General features: G+C 61.5%; 16 protein-coding genes. 8 read left to right on the plus strand and 8 right to left on the minus strand.

All coding sequences use genetic code 11. The annotated features are described in order from the left end of the window. Together ACMGE0_RS24545 and ACMGE0_RS24550 are read right to left on the minus strand one after the other, a co-directional pair. Positions 1–531: flagellin N-terminal helical domain-containing protein (locus ACMGE0_RS24545; protein ID WP_495885024.1), on the minus strand; the 531-nt coding region annotated here is incomplete at its 3' end. Positions 532–739: 208 nt separating this feature from the next. Beyond that, positions 740–1,342, minus strand: a complete 603-nt coding sequence (locus ACMGE0_RS24550; protein ID WP_436818522.1) for a hypothetical protein — start codon at positions 1,340–1,342, stop codon at positions 740–742. Positions 1,343–1,684: 342 nt separating this feature from the next. Here ACMGE0_RS24550 and ACMGE0_RS24555 point away from each other — a divergent pair, with 342 nt between their 5' ends. After that, on the plus strand, positions 1,685–2,803 hold the full coding sequence (locus ACMGE0_RS24555; protein WP_436818642.1) for an O-linked N-acetylglucosamine transferase, SPINDLY family protein: 1,119 nt from the start codon (positions 1,685–1,687) through the stop codon (positions 2,801–2,803). Positions 2,804–2,857: 54 nt separating this feature from the next. On the opposite strand, the gene fliP is transcribed toward ACMGE0_RS24555, so the two are convergent. Beyond that, positions 2,858–3,595 (minus strand): flagellar type III secretion system pore protein FliP, encoded by a 738-nt coding sequence (fliP, locus tag ACMGE0_RS24560; protein ID WP_436818523.1) that lies wholly within the window; start codon positions 3,593–3,595, stop codon positions 2,858–2,860. A gap of 234 nt (positions 3,596–3,829) precedes the next feature. On the opposite strand from fliP, the gene ACMGE0_RS24565 reads away from it, so the two are divergent. The 7 genes from ACMGE0_RS24565 (at position 3,830) to ACMGE0_RS24595 (ending at position 10,464) form a co-directional block, all read left to right on the plus strand. Next, complete coding sequence (locus tag ACMGE0_RS24565) at positions 3,830–5,077, plus strand: glycosyltransferase family 2 protein (RefSeq protein ID WP_436818524.1); 1,248 nt, start codon at positions 3,830–3,832, stop codon at positions 5,075–5,077. Between the two features lie 100 nt (positions 5,078–5,177). Next, a complete protein-coding gene (gene rfbF, locus ACMGE0_RS24570) occupies positions 5,178–5,951 on the plus strand; it encodes a glucose-1-phosphate cytidylyltransferase (protein WP_436818525.1) in 774 nt (257 codons plus the stop codon). Beyond that, positions 5,933–7,015 carry a CDP-glucose 4,6-dehydratase gene (gene rfbG, locus ACMGE0_RS24575; protein WP_436818526.1) on the plus strand — a complete coding sequence of 361 codons (1,083 nt, stop codon included), beginning with the start codon at positions 5,933–5,935 and terminating at the stop codon, positions 7,013–7,015. The genes rfbF and rfbG overlap by 19 nt, the downstream gene beginning before the upstream one ends. Beyond that, complete coding sequence (gene rfbC / locus ACMGE0_RS24580; RefSeq protein WP_436818527.1) at positions 7,012–7,572, plus strand: dTDP-4-dehydrorhamnose 3,5-epimerase; 561 nt, start codon at positions 7,012–7,014, stop codon at positions 7,570–7,572. Before rfbG ends, rfbC begins: the two co-directional genes overlap by 4 nt. Further along, positions 7,569–8,792 (plus strand): class I SAM-dependent methyltransferase, encoded by a 1,224-nt coding sequence (locus ACMGE0_RS24585; RefSeq protein WP_436818528.1) that lies wholly within the window; start codon positions 7,569–7,571, stop codon positions 8,790–8,792. The genes rfbC and ACMGE0_RS24585 overlap by 4 nt, the downstream gene beginning before the upstream one ends. Continuing rightward, complete coding sequence (locus ACMGE0_RS24590) at positions 8,789–9,619, plus strand: NAD-dependent epimerase/dehydratase family protein (RefSeq protein ID WP_436818529.1); 831 nt, start codon at positions 8,789–8,791, stop codon at positions 9,617–9,619. The genes ACMGE0_RS24585 and ACMGE0_RS24590 overlap by 4 nt, the downstream gene beginning before the upstream one ends. A gap of 74 nt (positions 9,620–9,693) precedes the next feature. Next, complete coding sequence (locus tag ACMGE0_RS24595; protein WP_436818530.1) at positions 9,694–10,464, plus strand: cephalosporin hydroxylase family protein; 771 nt, start codon at positions 9,694–9,696, stop codon at positions 10,462–10,464. Positions 10,465–10,741: 277 nt separating this feature from the next. Here ACMGE0_RS24595 and ACMGE0_RS24600 read toward each other — a convergent pair whose 3' ends face one another. Genes ACMGE0_RS24600 through flgA form a run of 5 tightly spaced genes read right to left on the minus strand, consistent with a single transcriptional unit; the run spans position 10,742 to position 14,140 of the window. Continuing rightward, on the minus strand, positions 10,742–11,233 hold the full coding sequence (locus ACMGE0_RS24600; RefSeq protein ID WP_436818531.1) for a flagellar basal body-associated FliL family protein: 492 nt from the start codon (positions 11,231–11,233) through the stop codon (positions 10,742–10,744). A 42-nt stretch (positions 11,234–11,275) separates the two neighbouring features. Then, positions 11,276–11,995, minus strand: coding sequence for a flagellar basal body L-ring protein FlgH (gene flgH / locus ACMGE0_RS24605; protein WP_436818532.1), 720 nt, complete (start codon positions 11,993–11,995; stop codon positions 11,276–11,278). Beyond that, positions 11,992–12,549, minus strand: a complete 558-nt coding sequence (locus ACMGE0_RS24610; protein WP_436818533.1) for a MotE family protein — start codon at positions 12,547–12,549, stop codon at positions 11,992–11,994. The genes flgH and ACMGE0_RS24610 overlap by 4 nt, the downstream gene beginning before the upstream one ends. Beyond that, the gene (locus tag ACMGE0_RS24615) at positions 12,546–13,661 is read right to left on the minus strand and encodes a flagellar basal body P-ring protein FlgI (RefSeq protein WP_436818534.1); all 1,116 of its coding nucleotides are present in this window, start codon (positions 13,659–13,661) and stop codon (positions 12,546–12,548) included. Before ACMGE0_RS24615 ends, ACMGE0_RS24610 begins: the two co-directional genes overlap by 4 nt. Beyond that, on the minus strand, positions 13,658–14,140 hold the full coding sequence (gene flgA / locus ACMGE0_RS24620; protein WP_436818535.1) for a flagellar basal body P-ring formation chaperone FlgA: 483 nt from the start codon (positions 14,138–14,140) through the stop codon (positions 13,658–13,660). Before flgA ends, ACMGE0_RS24615 begins: the two co-directional genes overlap by 4 nt. Positions 14,141–14,146 lie beyond the last annotated feature (6 nt).

Consider the following 14,146-nt stretch of genomic DNA (forward strand, 5'->3'; position numbering starts at 1 on the left):
GTTGACGGTCTTGACCGCGACATTGCCGTCGGCATCACGGGTGAAGGAGCCGACGATCTGCTTGGTGATCGCGGCGCCAGCCTCGATGACACCGGTCGTTGCGTTGGCGGAACCGCCGATTTCGGCCTGCAGCCAGTTTTCGCCGGAGAAGGAAGCCGAGGATGCAATGCTCTTCAGCTGATCCTGAAGCTGGGAAATTTCTTCCTGGATCTTCTTTTTGTCCGCGCTGCCTTCAGCGGCGGTGACGAGCTTGTTCTTGATTTCCTGGACGACGTCGATCGCCGATTCCATACCGGCATAAGCGGTGTCGACCTTGGCGGCGCCGAGGCCCATGGCATCCTGAACGGACGAAAGAGCCGCATTGTCGGAACGCATGGTGGTTGCGATCGACCAGTAGGCGGCGTTGTCGGAAGCGGTGCCGACGCGCATGCCGGAGGAAATCCGGTCCTGCGTCGTCTGCATATCGTTGCTGATGCCGCGCAGCGTCTGGAGCGCAGCCATAGCGTTAACATTGGTGAGAATGCTTGCCATAATTGATTGTCCCTTTGAACGAAATACTTTTGGGGGGACATACCGGACTGAATACTTTACCGGTCACTCCGGTCCGGCATCATGCCAATCGGTTCCTTCGCCTCGGAAGAGATACCAAACCCGTCGTGTGAGCCAAAATCTGGCAGCCAATCCTTGCCAAGTTCTTTAAGTGAAGGCCGGGCCGCAAATGTCCTGGCGGCATGGTTAATCAACGGTTGACGGCGACATGGACTTTACCGACGTCGGCTTCATGCAAGCTTGGCTTGTCACGATGGGCTGGAAGGCCGGCCTCTGCACATGCCCGGCTTAGCTTTATTTTGGAGTCGGACGAGTGAACAGCATAAAGTTGAAACGGCAATACGTAGCCGCCCAAAAGCACTTCGACAAAGCCCAATACCACGATGTCCTGGCCATCCTGAACAAACTGCTGGATGTTCAGAAAGACCCGAGGCATTACGCTCTGCTGGGTGCGACGCTCGTGAAGCTCAAGATGAAAACCGAGGCTGCGCAAGCGTTTCAGCTTGCCGGCGCGCAGTCTTCTCCCCATCGCATCAAATATTTGCGGGAAGCCATGCGCCTGCATCTGGTCAACGGAAACGACATAGAATTGCTGCGTCTCGGCGGGCGAATGCTCAACGAGGCGCTTGCCGATCCGGACATGGCCCTCCTGATGTCCACCGCACTGATGCGACAGAACATGGAGGGCATAGGAGCATTCCGGAAGACCCTGGGAGAGAGCAGCGAGCGGCCACACCGACGGCTCGCGGTCCAGTCGGTCAAATTCATGGAGCGCACCGATGAAGAAAATCAATTCATCCTGGATGTCTTCGACAAGGATCGCGACGACAGGATTGTCCGCAATTTCTTCCTTGCCGCCATGCGCGACAGCCTCGACTACGATGCGGTCGCGGAATACGACGCGATTCTCAAAAGCGAAATCGCAGCCGGCGACTTTGAAGCGGTCCTGGACGAGGTATCCCTTTACAATCTCCGATGGTGCGACGACGAAAAGGTGAACGCGCTGGCGGGTGCAGGCCGCGGCGAGCGCAAGCCGCGGAACGGACCTTCGAAAAGGCTCTCCATGCCCCACACATGGGGAGACAAACTCCGCATCGGCTATCTCTCCGCCGACCTTTGGACGGAACACGCCGTCATGAAAGCCTTTCGCGGCGTTCTGGAGGCGCATGACAAGGATCGCTTCGAAATCACCATTTTCTGCAATGCCGATCCGATACACCTCGAGAAGCACAACAGCGCCAACCGCGAGGAGTGGGGCAAGATCATCAGAATTCGCAACATGACCGACGATGAAGCCGCGGAGACCATCAAAGCCGAAAACATCGATGTCCTCGTCGATCTGCAGGGACATACCGCGGACAACCGCGTGTGGGTAATGAACCGCTTCACCGCTCCCGTCCATGCCACCTGGCTCGGCTATCCGGGCACCGTCTGCAACGCCGATATCGACTACCTGATCTGCGACCGCACGGTGGTGCCTGAAACTTCCATTCCGAATTATTACGAGAAGCTCTGCTGGATGCCGGAGACCTTCTTTCCGAACGACGCCATTCATCGGCCGCTTCCGCGGCAGATCGACCGGTCAGCCTGCGGCATGCCGAAGGACGCTTTCATCTTTTCCTGCTTCCACAGCCACTGGAAATTCACCCGCACGACCATCGACCTGTGGATACGCATTCTCCAGGAGACCCCCGGGAGCTATCTCTTCCTCATCTGCCGCGAACGATTCGGGGCACGCAAAAATCTGATCAAGGCCCTCACCGAAGCGGGAATTTCTGCCGATCGTCTCCTGTTCGGGAGCCGCGTTAACGATTATGCCGCTTATCTCGATCGCGTCGCGCTTACAGACCTCGGCCTGGATACCTATCCCTATAACGGTCACACGACGACTTCGGAAAAGCTCTGGGCGGGCCTGCCGATGCTGACCTACAAGGGCAAGAACTTCGCCTCGCGGGTCAGCGAAAGCCTGTTGAATGCCCTCGGCCTGCCGGAAATGATCGCCGACGATCCGGAGGACTACGTCCGGCGCGCGGTTCACTTCTACAACAACAGGGAAGAGCTGGCGGAGATCAGAAAGCGGCTGGAGGCAAATCGCTTCACGCACCCGCTGTTCGACGCCGACCGTTACTGCCGCCATCTGGAAAAGGCCTACGAGATGATGGCGGACCGGGCAAAGTCGAAGCAGATGCCCGATCACTTCGACGTGCCGGCCTTGCCACCGCGGAAGGGCCCCTTCATTTCCCGCGAGGCCTAAAGCCAACCCGGAACGGCCGGCCTCACCGGCCGTTTTCGCTTGGCAAGTCCGCCGTCAGCCGAACGACCGAATGAGACTGCCGACCAGCAGGTTCCAGCCGTCGATCAGCACGAAGAAGAGAATCTTGAAGGGCAGAGAGATCGAGGTGGGCGGCAGCATCATCATGCCCATCGCCATGGTGATCGCCGCAACGATCATATCGATCACCAGGAAGGGCAGGATGATCAGGAAGCCGATCTCGAAGCCCCGCCTGATCTCCGACAGCATGAAGGCCGGAATCAGCACGCGATAGTCGATGGCCTCCGGCGTTCCGACCGATTGGCCACGCTCGCGGGCGATCTCGACGAAAAGCTGAAGGTCCTTGTCGCGCGTATTGGCCGACATGAAGACCCGGAAGGGTTCCGCGATGCGCTGCACCGCTTCCGCCTCCGTCACCTGATTCTGGAGGAGGGGCTGAACGCCTTCGTTCCAGGCGCGGTCGAAGGTCGGCGCCATGACATAGAACGTCATGAACAGCGCCATCGAGATCAGCACCATGTTCGAGGGTGCCGTCGCAAGCCCCATGCCGGACCGGAGGATCGAAAAAGCGATCACGAAGCGCGGAAAGCTCGTGACCATGATCAGGATGCCGGGCGCGACGGAGAGGACCGTCAGCAGACCGAAGGTACGGATGATCCACGCGGCGGCGGAGCCGTCGACCGGCAGATTGAGAAGATCCGCAGGCGATTGCTGGGCGAGCGCGAGCCCAGGTGTCGCAACCAAGGCGATAAGCAAGTAGATCAGCCGAATCATGCGGTCACGAAGGTCCTTTACGTCACCTTCGATAGTCACCCTCGCGAACCGCGGTCAACACAATAGCGAGCGATACGGAAGGTCGTGAACAGGAAGTATCGGCATCGCTTCCTCAGGATGCCTTGAGGAGGTTCGCCGGCGGCAAGCCGCTTCAGCTTTACACAAGTCTCGGCGGATATCGTAGGTCCCGTCAGTATCGCAAAGCCGTCGCAGGACCCATTCGAGGAAATTTCGGTGAATTCCATCAAGCTCAGCATCTGCATTCCCACCTATAACCGGGCGAAATACCTGCGCGATTGCCTGGAACGGTGCCTGCGGGATTTCAACTTCGATTTTCCCTTCGAAATCGTCATTTCCGACAATGCCTCGACCGACGACACCGGCGAGGTGGTTCGGGAGTTCATCGATAGGGGGGCGCCGATCCGTTACTTCAAAGGCGTAGAGAATGTCGGGATGATCCCCAACATGAACAGCGCCTTCCGGCTCGGTCGTGGCGAATATCTCCTGTACCTCGCGGACGACGACCGGCTCATTCCGGAAGAAGTCGCCAATATCGTCGATTATCTGGACGAGAATAAAGAAGTAACCGCCTGCCATGCCCCCTGGTTTATCTTCGACGGCGTGGCCGAAAAGGATACCCAGCAGTTCTACACGATCGCGGAAGACAAGGTCTTTCCGAAAAGAAGCTTTGCCGATATCTTCAATTTCATGTTGAGGGGACATATTTTCCCCGAAATCGCAATCTATCGGAGTTCCGCTTTCCGCGCGTCATGGGTCCCCCGCGAGGTCTGCTTCTTCCCGTTTCCGATGCTTGCCCACTTCCTCGACCAGGGCGATGTCGCATTCCGGCAAAAACCGTTCTACCGGCAGGTCATCCGATCCGCACTGGGCCGCGACCGTCCGCAGGGAGGACACGAGATCGCGATGTCCGGCTGGGACCAATATCGCGGCGGCCTGGAATATTTCCTCTATTTCGCCGCCAAACGCGGGAAGATCGGCACGTCAACCGACGACAGATATACCCAGGAACATCTGTGCAGACAATTCACCCTCCAGCGCATGGCGGTCGCCATACGCCTGCTGGTGGGCCAGCGAGAATACCTGAAGAGCTATGAGCTCTACACCCGAATGGAATTCGGCGGCATGGGAGACCATCCGCAGGTCGCGGCCATACGCGACGGTCTGATGCTGGCGGTTGCCCTGCAGACGCTCGCGTGGCAGGTAAATGCCACAGCCGGCGTCAGTCGCCTCATCATATCCGGGTTTCCCGATCCGTGGACCATCAAAGAGCGGCTTCACAAGGTCAATTTCCCCACCAAGGTGGACATTGTCGATGAGCCCGCAGAGCATGTCTCGGATCTGGTCGAGAATGCGGCCGTCCTGGTCTCTTCGCCCGAACACCGTGAACGCTTCCTGGCGCTGGGCTATCTGCCCAACCTGGTGTTCAGCCAGGAGGACCTGATTCAGACCGTCCTGCTTTAGGTCCTCCGAACATGTTCGCAACACGGTTCCTTCTCGGATTCATGCGGCTCGCACCGCGCTCCGGTCCTGGCAGGCGGCTGTCCATAGTGGAGAGACCAAATTGAAAGCTGTGATTCTCGCCGGCGGGCTCGGAACCCGCATCTCCGAGGAAACCCATCTGAGGCCGAAACCGATGATCGAAATCGGCGGTCGGCCGATCCTCTGGCATATCATGAAGCTCTACTCCGCCCACGGCGTGAACGAGTTCATCATCTGCTGCGGGTACAAGGGCTACGTCATCAAGGAGTATTTCGCGAACTACTTCCTGCACATGTCGGATATCACCTTCGACATGGCCTATAACGAGATGCAGGTTCACCGCCGCACGGCCGAGCCGTGGAAGGTCACGCTGATAGATACCGGCGAGGCCACGATGACGGGCGGCCGCCTGAAACGCGTCGCAGACTATCTGCGAAACGAGGATTGCTTCTGCTTCACCTACGGCGACGGCCTGAGCAATGTGAACATCAACGAACTGATCAAATTCCATCAGGCCCATGGCAAGCTGGCGACGGTGACCGCCGTCCACCCGCCGGGCCGATACGGGGCGCTGGAGCGTGACGGCATCAAGGTCACCGGCTTTGCGGAAAAGCCGCGCGGCGACGGCGGCATGATCAACGGCGGCTTCTTCGTCCTGTCGCCGAAGTCCATCGAGCTCATCGAGGCAGACAGCACTCCGTGGGAAGCCGCTCCCATGACGACCCTCGCCACGATGGGCGAGATGATGGCCTATGAACACGAGGGCTTCTGGCAGCCGATGGACACGCTGCGTGAAAAGAATCTGCTCGAAGATCTTTGGGCGTCGGGACAGGCACCATGGAAGATCTGGCAGTGACGGCCGGCGTTCGGCCGAAATCCGATTTCTGGGCGGGCAAGCGCGTCCTGCTGACGGGACATACCGGTTTCAAAGGCGCCTGGCTTTCCATCTGGCTCAGACGCCTCGGCGCCGAAGTCACCGGCATTTCGCTGCCGCCGGAGACCGAGCCAAGCCTTTTCGCTCTCGCGCGCCCTGACCTGGCGGCAAGCCATTTCCAGGATATCCGCGACGCAACGAAGCTCGCCGAACTCGTCGGGTCCGCATCACCGGACATCGTCCTGCATCTCGGCGCGCAGGCCCTGGTGCGGCAGAGCTATCACGATCCTCTCGGCACGTTCGCCACGAACGTGCTCGGCACGGCCAACCTCCTCGAAGCCGTCCGTTCGGTGTCGTCGGTGCGCGTCGTCGTGGCGGTCACGACGGACAAGGTCTATCGCAACCTCGAGCACGTCTTTCCCTACCGGGAGACCGATCTTCTCGGCGGATATGATCCCTACAGCGCCAGCAAGGCGGCTTCCGAGATCGTCATTTCCTGCTATCGCGATTCGTTTCTGCGCGAGAAAGGCGTCGCGGTCGCAAGCGCCCGCGCCGGCAACGTGATCGGCGGCGGCGACTGGTCGGCGGACAGGCTTCTGCCGGATGCGGTGCGCGCCTGGCAATCCGGCAAGGTCCTGCATGTGCGCAGGCCCGAAGCGAAACGCCCCTGGCAGCACGTTCTGGAGCCGCTTTCCGCCTATCTCGTGCTTGCCGAGCGGCTATGGAGCGATCCGGCACTGGCCGATGCGTACAATTTCGGCCCGGTCAGCCATGAGGCCGCCCCGGTACGTCAGGTGATCGATATCGCCCTCGCCTCCTATGGCGGCGGCGAGGTACGGTATGGCGACGGAACCGAGGGACCGCACGAAGCGGGCTGGCTTGCGCTGGAAACCGCCAAGGCGCGGCATATGTTGAACATCGCACCACGCTGGTCGCTGGCGGAAGCCGTGGACCGGACGATGAAATGGTATCGTGCGCAACGTGACGGAGCCGATGCCCCAGCGCTCTGCGAATCTGAAATCGCCGACTACGAGGCCCACACTTGAGCCGCTTCACGGTCACCGACCTGCCGCTTGCCGGCCTCAAGCTCGTCGAACGCCAGAACCTCGGTGATTCGCGCGGTTTCTTCTCGCGCATGTTCTGCGCGGAGGAGCTCGCTCCCGCGGGTTGGGCAAAGCCGATCGCGCAGATCAACCTTACGATGACTGCGCAAAAGGGAACGGTGCGCGGCATGCATTTCCAGCATCCGCCGCATGCGGAGATGAAGCTCGTGAACTGCCTGCGCGGCAGGGTCTGGGATGTCGCCGTCGATCTCAGGGCCGGTTCGCCCACCTTCCTGAAATGGCATGCCGAAGAGCTTTCGGCGGAAAACCGCCGCTCGCTGCTGATACCGGAAGGCTTCGCACACGGTTTCCAGACGCTCACCGACGATTGCGAGCTCCTTTACCTGCACTCGGCGCCCTACGCACCCGGCGCGGAAGGCGCATTAAATTCGCAGGATCCGAGGCTCGGCGTCAGTTGGCCCCTGGACATCACCGAAATCTCCGAGCGGGATCGCCGCCATCCACATCTGACAGACGAATTTACGGGACTGACGCCATGAATTGCCGCCACTGCGGCAGCGCGCTCCGCTGCGACTTCCTCGACCTCGGCTTCGCACCGCCGTCCAATGCCTATCTGACCGCCGAGGATCTCTCGAAGCCGGAGTTATACTTCCCGCTGCGGCTGAAGGTCTGCGAAGAATGCTGGCTCGTGCAGACGGAGGATTATGCATCCGCGGAATCGCTCTTCAGCGCCGACTACGCCTATTTCTCCAGTGCCTCGAAGGGCTGGCTGGCGCACGCGTCCCGCTACGTCGAGACGATCACCAAACGGCTTGCCCTCGATCGGAAGAGCATGGTCGTCGAGATCGCCTCGAACGACGGCTACCTCCTGAAGAATTTCGTCGCCGCCGGCATTCCCTGCCTGGGGATCGAGCCGACGGCCAGCACGGCCGAGGCCGCCGAAGCGCTCGGCATTCCGGTGCGGCGGGAATTCTTCGGCGAGGCGCTCGGGAGGACGCTGGCCACCGAGGGCAAGAGCGCCGACCTCATCCTCGGCAACAACGTCTATGCCCATGTCCCCGACATCAACGACTTCACGCGCGGCATGAAGGCGGCGCTGAAGCCCTGCGGCACGATCACGCTGGAATTCCCGCATGTCATGCGGCTGATCGAGGAGAACCAGTTCGACACGGTCTATCACGAGCATTTCTCCTATCTTTCCCTTTACACCGTCGGAAAGATCTTCGAGAGCGCGGGCCTGCGCGTCTTCGATGTCGAGGAATTGCCGACCCATGGCGGAAGCCTGCGCGTCTACGGCTGCCATGCCGGCGATCCGCGAGAGACGACCGACGCGGTGACGTCGCTGCTTGCCGAAGAAGAGCGCCGCGGCCTGCGCGCATCCGCGCTCTATGCCGGATTCCAGGCCAAGGCGGAGCAGGTCAAGAACGATGCGCTCGCCTTCCTGCTTGAGGCAAAGCGCGAGGGCAAAACCGTGGCCGCCTATGGCGCGGCCGCCAAGGGCAACACGCTTCTGAACTTCGCCGGCGTCAAACCCGATCTTCTGCCCTTCGTCTGCGATGCGGCGACGGCCAAGCAGGACAAGTTCATGCCCGGAAGCCATATTCCGATCCTTCATCCCGACGCAATCGTCGAACGCCGGCCGGATTACGTGATGATCCTTCCCTGGAACATCGCGGCGGAAGTCCGCCAGCAGCTCGCATCGCTGGCCGAACAGGGCACCAGGTTCGTAACCGCCGTACCGAGGCTGCAGATCGCATGACCGGGGTCGTTCTCCTGACAGGCGGCACCGGCTTCGTCGGCCGGCAGGTCCTCCGGGCACTGACCGACACGGGCGCACGCGTTCGCCTTGTCGTGCGCGAAGGGTCCGAGGGCCGGCTCGCCGACCGTTCCGCCGTCGAGGGCATGATCCGCACGAAGGACCTGTTCCGCGAGCCCGTCGAATGGTGGGCGAAAGCGCTCGATGGCGTCGAAACCGTCATTCATGTCGCCTGGTATGTGGAATCCGGCAAATATCTGCAGTCTCCGGAAAACATCACATGCCTGGAAGGCACGCTGCGCATGGCGCAGGCGGCAGCGCTTGCCGGCGTGAAACGGTTCGTCGGGGTGGGCACGTGTTTCGAATACGACATTTCCGCGGGCATGCTGGCGACCGATACGCCCCTGCGCCCCGTCAGCCCCTATGCGGGGGCAAAAGCCGCAGCTTTTCTGGCCCTGTCGCAATGGCTGCCGTTGCACCAGATCGATTTCGCATGGTGCCGTCTCTTCTATCTCTTCGGCGAGGGGGAGGACGAACGCCGGCTGGTGCCTTATCTGCGCGCCCAGCTCGCCGCCGGCAAGCCCGTCGAACTGACCAGCGGCAACCAGATCCGCGACTTCCTGGATGTCCGCGAGGCAGGCCGGCAAATCACGGAGGTCGCGCTTGGCAATAGGATGGGGCCGGCGAACATCTGCTCCGGCATCCCGGTCACCGTGCGGCAGATGGCCGAACGGATAGCCGACGAGTACGGCCGGCGCGATCTGCTGCGCTTCGGCGCGCGCCCCGACAACCTCGTGGACCCGCCTTGCGTCGTGGGGCTGAAGGGGTAGGAAATGGCCGGTAAAGCTTTCCCGCCGCCGGAATTGAAACAAGGTTTGCAACGCTCACAGACAGAGGACCCATCATGAGTGATTTCCAACAGGAAGTCGAAGCGCGCGTCGAAGCCGTCGCCGGGAACAACGAGCTGAAGGAAGACGCCGCAAGATTCATGCGATCGTCCGTCGCGTCCAAATATTCCTACAACTTCTTCTGGCTGGGCCGGCCGATCATCCAGTACCCCCAGGACATGGTGGCGATGCAGGAACTGATCTGGACGGTGAAGCCGGATCTCGTCATCGAGACGGGTATCGCCCATGGCGGGTCCCTGATCCTCAGCGCCTCCATTCTGGCCCTGCTGGACATGGCCGAAGCGGCTGAAAAGGGCGAGACGGTCGATCCCGCCAAGCCGAAGCGAAAGGTCCTCGGCATCGACATCGACATCCGGGCGCACAACCGGGCTGCGATCGAGGCCCATCCCTTCTATCCGCGCATCGAGATGATCCAGGGATCGAGCATTGCGCCCGAGATCATCGACCAGGTGCGCAAGGTCGCGTCGCAATACTCGAAGATCCTCGTGTGCCTCGACAGCAACCATACCCATGAGCACGTGCTCAGGGAGCTTGATCTCTATGCGCCGCTGACCAGCGTCGGAAGCTATTGCGTGGTGTTCGATACGATCGTGGAGCACATGCCGGAGGAACTGTCGAACGATCGTCCCTGGGGGCCTGGCGACAATCCAAAGACCGCCGTGTTCGAATACCTGAAAACCCATCCGGAATTCGAGATAGACAAGTTCACCGAACACAAGCTGCTGATCACGGTCAATCCGGACGGCTATCTCAAGAGAGTGCGATAGGCAAATTGCAGGAGCCTGATCCGGCGTGTGTCATGGGCGCGCCGGATGTCGGGATACCGTCGGTACCGGCTCTGGACGGCTTGCATCAGGCTTCGAGCCAATCATCGCAACAAAAGAGGCGGCAGTTTCGCTTGCCGCCTCCAGCTTGTCGACAACCCTCCGGCCTTGCTCAGGGTCATCCTTGGCCTTGTACCAAGAGAAATTCTCACCTTTGTCAGCAGCCTGGAGGCGGCAAGCGAAGCTGCCGCCTCTTTTGCGGACCGATGCCTGTCAGGCGTTATTCGATCACGAATGTCCTGAACATCACCTTGGCGACCTTGCCCTGCGAGCGAAGGTCGATCCGTTCCTGGATGTCGTCCTTCAGGTATTGAAAGCCGCGCGGCCCCTCGATCTGCTGCAGCGAGACGGTGCGCATATAAGCCAGGATATCCTGGTGAATGTCTTCCGCGAGAGGCAGTTCCGGCTGCCCTTTGAAAGCAAGCGCCACTTCGAGCCGGATCCAGTTCTCGGAGGGATAGGCGAGATTGGTGGTAATCGGCTCGAGGAGAACGACGCCTTTCTCCGGGGTGGAGATATGCGGAATCCCCTCCTCCTTGGCGCCTTCGCCACTCGCTACCGCCTGTTCCGGCTGCGGCGCCGGCGGCGCGATCATGCCGCCGAGGACCCAGCCGCCGCCTGCGCCGACCAGCGTCAGGATCGCGACGCCCGCGAGCACCATCACGGTGTTCTTCCTTTTGCCGGCGTCGGCCGCCTGTGCTTCATCCGCCATGGTCTTCAAACCTTCAAATCAAGAGACCTGCGCCCGGTTTCGTCAGAAGGGCGAGAACAGATCGACGACCTGCTGACCGACCGGGGGCTGCTGGATTTCCATCAGACGGCCGCGGCCGCCGTAGGAGATGCGGGCTTCGGCGATCTTCTCGTAGGAAATCATGTTGTTGGCATCGACATCCTGAGGACGGACGATACCCGCCACGTTCAGGATGCGGATTTCGTGGTTGACGCGGACCTCCTGAGAACCGCTGATCAGGAGGTTGCCGTTCTCCAGGATGCCGGTAACGACTGCCGCGACGAGCAGCTTCAACCGCTCGGAGCGTTCCGTGGAGCCCTTGCCATGCGAAGCCGTGGCGGAATCCGAGCCGAGATCGCCCGTTGCCTCGGCTTCCGGCGTCCAGCCGAAAAGATTGCTCACACCGAGCTGCCAGGAGAGCCCCGTGGAGTTGTCGCGGGTGCGCTCCGTCTCGTTGTCGAAGGAGGCGCGGTCGTTGATCTGGATGTCGACCGTCAGGATGTCGCCGACATTCAGGGCACGGGCATCCTTGAAGAGCGCCGCCTGGGTGTCGCTCCAGAGCGAATAGCCGCTGGCGAGGTGCCGCGGCTGCTTCGGGTAGGAGGACATCTGCGGCGTCTGCGCATATTGCAGGCCGCTGCCGATCGGGCTCATCGCCGGCGCATTGCCGATCTCCCTGATGGTCTGGCTCTGGCATCCGGCCAGAAGGAGAACAGCCATGATGGCGGGAATGCGTTTCGTCATGAGGGCGCTTTCGGAATATTGGAAGGTGCTTTCGAGGTATTGGGATCGGAAGCGCTGGAGATGATCGTCGAGATCATGCCGGCCTTCTGCGGATCCATCTCGCTCAGGAAGAGCGCGGACTGGCGCGGCGGAAGCTGCATGATGATCGCCGCCGCGATCTCCATCCGCATCTCTTCGAGCTGCGGCGCCGCTGCGTCCGGCTTCATCGTCTTGAAGATGTCGACCAGGCCAGCCTGGGCACGTGCCAGGAAATCGTTGCGGCGCTTCAACCAGTCCTGATATTCCGCGGTGCGCTCCTCCAGCGTCTGGATGCGCCCGTCGACATCCGACTGCAGCTTTTCAAGCTCCTGTTTCTGCAGGAGATAACGCTGGTCGCGCGCCGCATCGGCGATATTGGTGCAGAACCTCTGGATCTCGTCGCTCGTCGAGGTTTCCGAAACCACCGCCGGCTGCTGCGCTCCCACCTGGGAGACCAGCGTCAGGACTGCGGCGGCTGCAAGGACGCGGCGCGCTAACGTCTTGGATACGGAAATGGTGAACAGGGTCTCGGTCATTGCAGGACGAGCTCCGCTTGAAGGGCGCCGGCGGACTTGATGCCCTGCAGGATGGCGATGATGCCGTCCGGCTTGACGCCGATGCTGTTGAGGCCGGCGACGAGGGTGCGCAGGTCCGGTCCGTTGAGGATCGCGACCTGGCCGCCGTCCTTCATCGCCATGATGTCCGTCTGGGGCTGAACCGCGGTCTCGCCGCGCGAGAACGGTTCCGGCTGGATGATCTGCGGGGTTTCCGTGACCTGCACCGTCAGCGTGCCGTAGCTGACCGCGACGCGGGATACTTTCACATCCGCGCCGATGACGATCGTTCCGGTGCGTTCGTTGACCACCACCTTGGCCGGCGTGTCGGTTTCGACCACAAGGTTCTCGATCTCGGCCATCAGGCGGGTGAGGTCGGCGCTCTTCGGCTTCTGAATGATCACTTCCTGATTGTCCCGGGGCTCCGCGATCAGGCCGCCATAGCGGCGGGCGGCGAAGCTATTCACGACGTCGGAGACACGTACGGCCGTCGAAAAGTCCGGGTTGCGGAGCTGCAGGACCAGATTGACCGAATCCTTGAACTTGGAAGGCAGCTCGCGCTCGATGATGGCGCCGTTCGGAACACGCCCCGCCGTCGTGACGCCCTCGGTCAGGGTCGCCGCCTGTCCCTGAGCCGAGAAGCCGGAGACGATCAGCGCGCCCTGGGCGACGGCGTAGATTTGCCCGTCGGCGCCCGAAAGCGACGTCATCACCAGCGTGCCGCCGCGCAGCGAGGTCGCGTCGCCGAGCGAGCTGACGGTCACGTCGATGCGGCTGCCGGGGCTTGCGAAAGGCGGGAGATTGGTCGTGACCATGACGGCCGCGACATTCTTGGCGTTGGACTGGCTGCCCTGGGTCGAGATGCCGAGGTTCTGCAGCATCGCCCGCATGGACTGGTCGGTGAAGGGCGACGAGCGCAGACTGTCGCCGCTGCCCTGCAGGCCGACCACGAGGCCGTAACCGATGAGCTGGTTTTCGCGGCCGGACTGCAGCGAGGCGATGTCCTTGATGCGGGCCGAATCGGCAAGCGCCGGCGCGGCACCCAGGAGAGAGCCCAGCAGCACGAGCGCGGTGAGGAAGAGGCTCGTTCTCATCGCGCCATCACCTGTACCGTGCCGTCGGCCATGACGGTGCCGCTTACCGTGACGCCCGAATCTGTGTTGCGCACACGGATGAGGTCGCCCACTCCCGCGTTCTCGAGGGGTGTGCCGCCCGCGGAGATCGTCAGATTCCCGATCGTGAACGTCAGGCGGATCGCCGAGCCGCGGGTCACCGCAAAGGCTTCGCGGAGCGCCGAAACCGAAATGGTGCGCCCCGGCAGCAAGGTGCGCTTCGCCACCATGCCGACGACTTCCTTGGACTTTCGGGCGTAATCCCCGGCCAGATTCGGATTGGTGACCTCGACCTCCTCGACCCTGCTCGGGGTGATCTCCTCCCCCGGATAAATGGTCGACGTCGGCACGACCGCCGTGCCCATCTGAGCAAGCACCGGCGAGCCCATTCCGGCAAGGAAGGCTGCCAGGACAGGCATGGCCAATCTGGCGCCAATCACATTTTTCCGGCGAAACGTCATGTCTGC

The sequence above is a fragment of the Neorhizobium descurainiae genome (assembly GCF_051400715.1).
Taxonomy (GTDB): domain Bacteria; phylum Pseudomonadota; class Alphaproteobacteria; order Rhizobiales; family Rhizobiaceae; genus Neorhizobium.

What these genes read in the sequence shown, in the direction of transcription:
- ACMGE0_RS24610 (WP_436818533.1), bottom strand. Translation starts at nt 12,549, where the DNA reads ATGACCGAGACCCTGTTCACCATTTCCGTATCCAAGACGTTAGCGCGC.
- ACMGE0_RS24590 (WP_436818529.1), top strand. Translation starts at nt 8,789, where the DNA reads ATGACCGGGGTCGTTCTCCTGACAGGCGGCACCGGCTTCGTCGGCCGG.
- ACMGE0_RS24615 (WP_436818534.1), bottom strand. Translation starts at nt 13,661, where the DNA reads ATGAGAACGAGCCTCTTCCTCACCGCGCTCGTGCTGCTGGGCTCTCTC.
- ACMGE0_RS24595 (WP_436818530.1), top strand. Translation starts at nt 9,694, where the DNA reads ATGAGTGATTTCCAACAGGAAGTCGAAGCGCGCGTCGAAGCCGTCGCC.
- flgA (WP_436818535.1), bottom strand. Translation starts at nt 14,140, where the DNA reads ATGACGTTTCGCCGGAAAAATGTGATTGGCGCCAGATTGGCCATGCCT.
- ACMGE0_RS24600 (WP_436818531.1), bottom strand. Translation starts at nt 11,233, where the DNA reads ATGGCGGATGAAGCACAGGCGGCCGACGCCGGCAAAAGGAAGAACACC.
- rfbG (WP_436818526.1), top strand. Translation starts at nt 5,933, where the DNA reads ATGGAAGATCTGGCAGTGACGGCCGGCGTTCGGCCGAAATCCGATTTC.
- fliP (WP_436818523.1), bottom strand. Translation starts at nt 3,595, where the DNA reads ATGATTCGGCTGATCTACTTGCTTATCGCCTTGGTTGCGACACCTGGG.
- ACMGE0_RS24585 (WP_436818528.1), top strand. Translation starts at nt 7,569, where the DNA reads ATGAATTGCCGCCACTGCGGCAGCGCGCTCCGCTGCGACTTCCTCGAC.
- ACMGE0_RS24555 (WP_436818642.1), top strand. Translation starts at nt 1,685, where the DNA reads ATGAAAGCCTTTCGCGGCGTTCTGGAGGCGCATGACAAGGATCGCTTC.
- flgH (WP_436818532.1), bottom strand. Translation starts at nt 11,995, where the DNA reads ATGACGAAACGCATTCCCGCCATCATGGCTGTTCTCCTTCTGGCCGGA.